This is a genomic window from Pedobacter sp. HMWF019 (assembly GCF_003061025.1).
GTDB lineage: Bacteria > Bacteroidota > Bacteroidia > Sphingobacteriales > Sphingobacteriaceae > Pedobacter.
Genome location: NZ_QAIL01000225.1, coordinates 1 through 3389 on the forward strand (window position 1 = coordinate 1; position 3389 = coordinate 3389).

Genomic DNA, 3389 nt, shown 5'->3' on the forward strand with positions numbered 1-3389 from the left:
GTTTCTTACCCGGGGTCTGATATCAACTATAAAAATTAATCATAACAATTAATTATACAAATTATCTCTATCTAAATTCGCATGGCAGCAACACGTAAATTCGACTGGTTACACGTAGCAATTTCCTGGGGTGCAAGTATTGTAATCCTGGGTGCATTATTTAAAATTCTTCATATTGGGGGCGTCCTTGGTAATTATGCCATTGGTATTGGTTTGGGGGTTGAAGCTTGCTTATTCTTCCTTACCGGTTTAAGACAACCACCAGCGGAGCCAGAATGGGAAAGAGTTTATCCTGAATTGAGTGACAGTTACACGGGAGAGTTGCCAAAGACTTCTGCGAGACCTGTTGCTGCGGTTTCAGCCGGAAATACAGCTGCATTGGATAAAATGCTGTCGGATGCTAAAATTGGCCCTGAATTGATTGAAAGTCTGGGTACAGGTCTTCGTACATTTGGCGATAAAGTTGCTGCGATTTCAAATGTCGCTGACGCTTCGGCTGCCACAACGGAATTTACAGGTAAATTAAAATCGGCTTCTGCAGGTTTTGAACAATTGAACAGTGCTTTCGGAAAAGCCACAGAACAATTGGCCGAAATGGGCAAGAGCAGTGGTGAGTCCAAAGCTTATCATGAACAGGTAACGGCACTGGCTAAAAATCTTTCTGCCTTGAATGCGGTTTATGAATTGGAATTACAGGATTCAAGTGCGCATTTAAAGTCAATGAATAAATTTTATCAAAATCTTTCTCTGACCATGAACAACTTTAACGAATCGATGGAAGATTCTAAGCAGTTCAAGGAAGAAGTGGGCAAACTGGCCAAAAATTTATCTTCACTAAATGCCATTTATGGTAACATGCTGTCTGCAATGAACCAGACCCGTGTTTAATTAGTAGTTTATTTATTAATTAACCAAACAGACCTATTAAAATGGCCGGAGGAAGAGAAACAACAAGGCAGAAGATGATCAATATCATGTATTTGGTATTGCTTGCTATGCTTGCATTAAACGTGTCGGATACCATACTGAATGCTTTTAAAAATATCAATGATAGTTTAGAATCATCAAAGACCAACGTAAATACAAGTGTAGATCAGTTATTTTCTGCATTTCAGAATACAAAATTAAAAGAAGAACCTGCAAGGGCCCAGCCAATTTGGGAAAAAGCCAATATGGCAAAAACTTATGCAGATGAGCTCAATGCCTATATTGAAAAGTTAAAGCAGCAATTTGTTGCTGAAGGCGGAGGGCTTGATCCGGAAACTGGTGACATCAAAAGGAGAGAGAATCAGGATATTGCGCAGGACATTATGATCAATCATAAAGAAGGCGATAAATTGAAGGATAAGATCAATCAGACAAGGGAAAAATTGATCAATTTGCTGGAACCTGCAGATCGCCATTCGGTAACTTTTAGCCTGGAGGCAAAAGATGCGACAAAGAATGTGAACGGTAAAAAGCAGTGGTCGGACATCAATTTTGGTGAAGGTACACCATTGACTGCGGCAAATACGATTTTAACGAAGATCCAGGCAGATACTAAAAATGCTGAAGCGGAGATTGTGAAAAAGCTATTTGGGAATATGGATAAGGCACAGGTAAACCTGGATCATTTCGATGCGGTAGCGGTGGCGCCTACTTCTTATGTGATTCAAGGCCAGCCTTATACTGCTCAGGTATTTCTCACTGCAAGTGATAGTAGGTCTACACCAGAAATTACTGTTGGTGGAAGTCCCTTGGCTGTAAAGGATGGAAAGGCAACTTATACTGGAGGTACGTCTGGTGTTGGTGTCTTTAAATGGGTGGGTGTTGTGCGTGTAAAACAAACAGACGGACAGATTAAAGAATACAAAACACCAGAGCAGAGTTATCAGGTTGCAAAGCCTTCTGCCACGGTATCTCCGGATAAAATGAATGTGATCTATGCTGGAATTCCTAATCCATTTTCTGTTTCGGCGGCTGGTTTTCCATTGGAGAGTATTAAAGCTAATATTAGTGGAGGCAGTATTCAGGGAGGTAATGGTAAGTTTACGGTAAGTGTTGGTGGTGCTGAAGTTGGGAAAGAACTGAGCATTAATGTAGTAGCAAACAATGCGGGTAAAACCGTAAACCTGGGTTCTCAGAAATTCCGTGTAAAAGCTTTGCCTACGCCCAGAGCAATGGTTAAAGGGAAATCAGGAGGTAATGTACCTTTATCCTGGTTAACAGGTTCTAATGAATTGGAAACCCAGCTGGAGGATTTTGTGTTCGACGTAAAATACAGAGTACTTCGTTATTCTGCCACGTTTATTAATCCACGTTCTGATGCGGTAACGCTGCAAGGCAGTGGCGCTGGATTTGGCGGAGCAGTTAAAGGTGCACTTAACTCCATTAAAACTGGTGCGACGGTTATCTTTAAAGACATTGTTTGTGAAGGACCGGATGGCAGGCAAAAGGTATTGGATCCGATAACATTTACCGCAAAATAGCCTGTGAGCATAAAAGAAAATCATACCCAAATGAAAAAGGTTATATATACAGTTGTTCTATTGTTGTTGTGCAGTGCTTCATTTGCACAGACCAGCAAGCGTAAAACAACCGCTAAAAAAGCGAAGACGACGGTTTCAAAGCCGGCTCCTGTAGTTGCACCTGCTGTTGCGGTTGTAGATACAACGGCGAAAGTACAGAAGAAAATGAAGCTGAAGACGCCACCAAGAGACGGCTTCTCTGTAAGAAATGATATTGACAGCAATGTAATGGTGCCGTATGCAGATGTTCGTGAAGAAGATGTCTATTATGCTAAACGTATATGGAGAGAGATTGATTTAAGGGATACGGTAAATTCTGTATTGAATTCTGAGAAATCTAAGCTGATCGATATTTTGTTGGAGGCTATTGGAAATGAAGAACTGACGGTATATTCACCGAAAGATACGGCTTCGGGTAAAGTATTGGATGATAACGATTCGTTTAAGATTGCTATGACGCCCCAGGATGCACTTCGCAGTGCCAGAGGTACCAGCGAAGGCGTTGCAGATTCTGTGACAGGTAAACTTACTGGTCCGGTATTAAACCGACTTAATGCCGATGAATTTGTTAAATTCAGAATTAAGGAAGACTGGATCCTGGATATTAAACGTTCTGTTTTTGAGCCTAGGATCATTGGTATTGCACCGATGAAAATGGAGGAAGGAAACTGGAGACCTGTATTCTGGGTGTATTATGACGATGCCAGGGAATTGTTGAGTAAACAAAGATTGGTTAATCCGGGAAATGATGCGTCTGTTCTGACCTTTGATGATTTCTTTGTGAGAAGACTGTTTGCGAGTTATGTAATTAAGGAAACCAATCCTTCCAATAAGAACATCACTGAGATATTAGGCCTTACGGACCCTAAAGATCCACGGAAG

General features: G+C 41.2%; 3 protein-coding genes. All 3 read left to right on the forward strand.

Features of this window, described 5'->3' with window-relative positions:
* Nucleotides 1-81 precede the first annotated feature (81 nt).
* Entirely contained in the window at nt 82-888 is an 807-nt protein-coding gene (gene gldL / locus DBR11_RS13445; RefSeq protein ID WP_108553186.1) for a gliding motility protein GldL, read from the forward strand.
* A gap of 41 nt (nt 889-929) precedes the next feature.
* The gene (gldM, locus tag DBR11_RS13450) at nt 930-2468 is read left to right on the forward strand and encodes a gliding motility protein GldM (protein ID WP_108553187.1); all 1539 of its coding nucleotides are present in this window, start codon (nt 930-932) and stop codon (nt 2466-2468) included.
* A gap of 30 nt (nt 2469-2498) precedes the next feature.
* On the forward strand, nt 2499-3389 hold an 891-nt coding region (gene gldN / locus DBR11_RS13455; RefSeq protein ID WP_108553190.1), incomplete at its 3' end, for a gliding motility protein GldN.

What these genes read in the sequence shown, in the direction of transcription:
- gldL (WP_108553186.1), top strand. Translation starts at nt 82, where the DNA reads ATGGCAGCAACACGTAAATTCGACTGGTTACACGTAGCAATTTCCTGG.
- gldM (WP_108553187.1), top strand. Translation starts at nt 930, where the DNA reads ATGGCCGGAGGAAGAGAAACAACAAGGCAGAAGATGATCAATATCATG.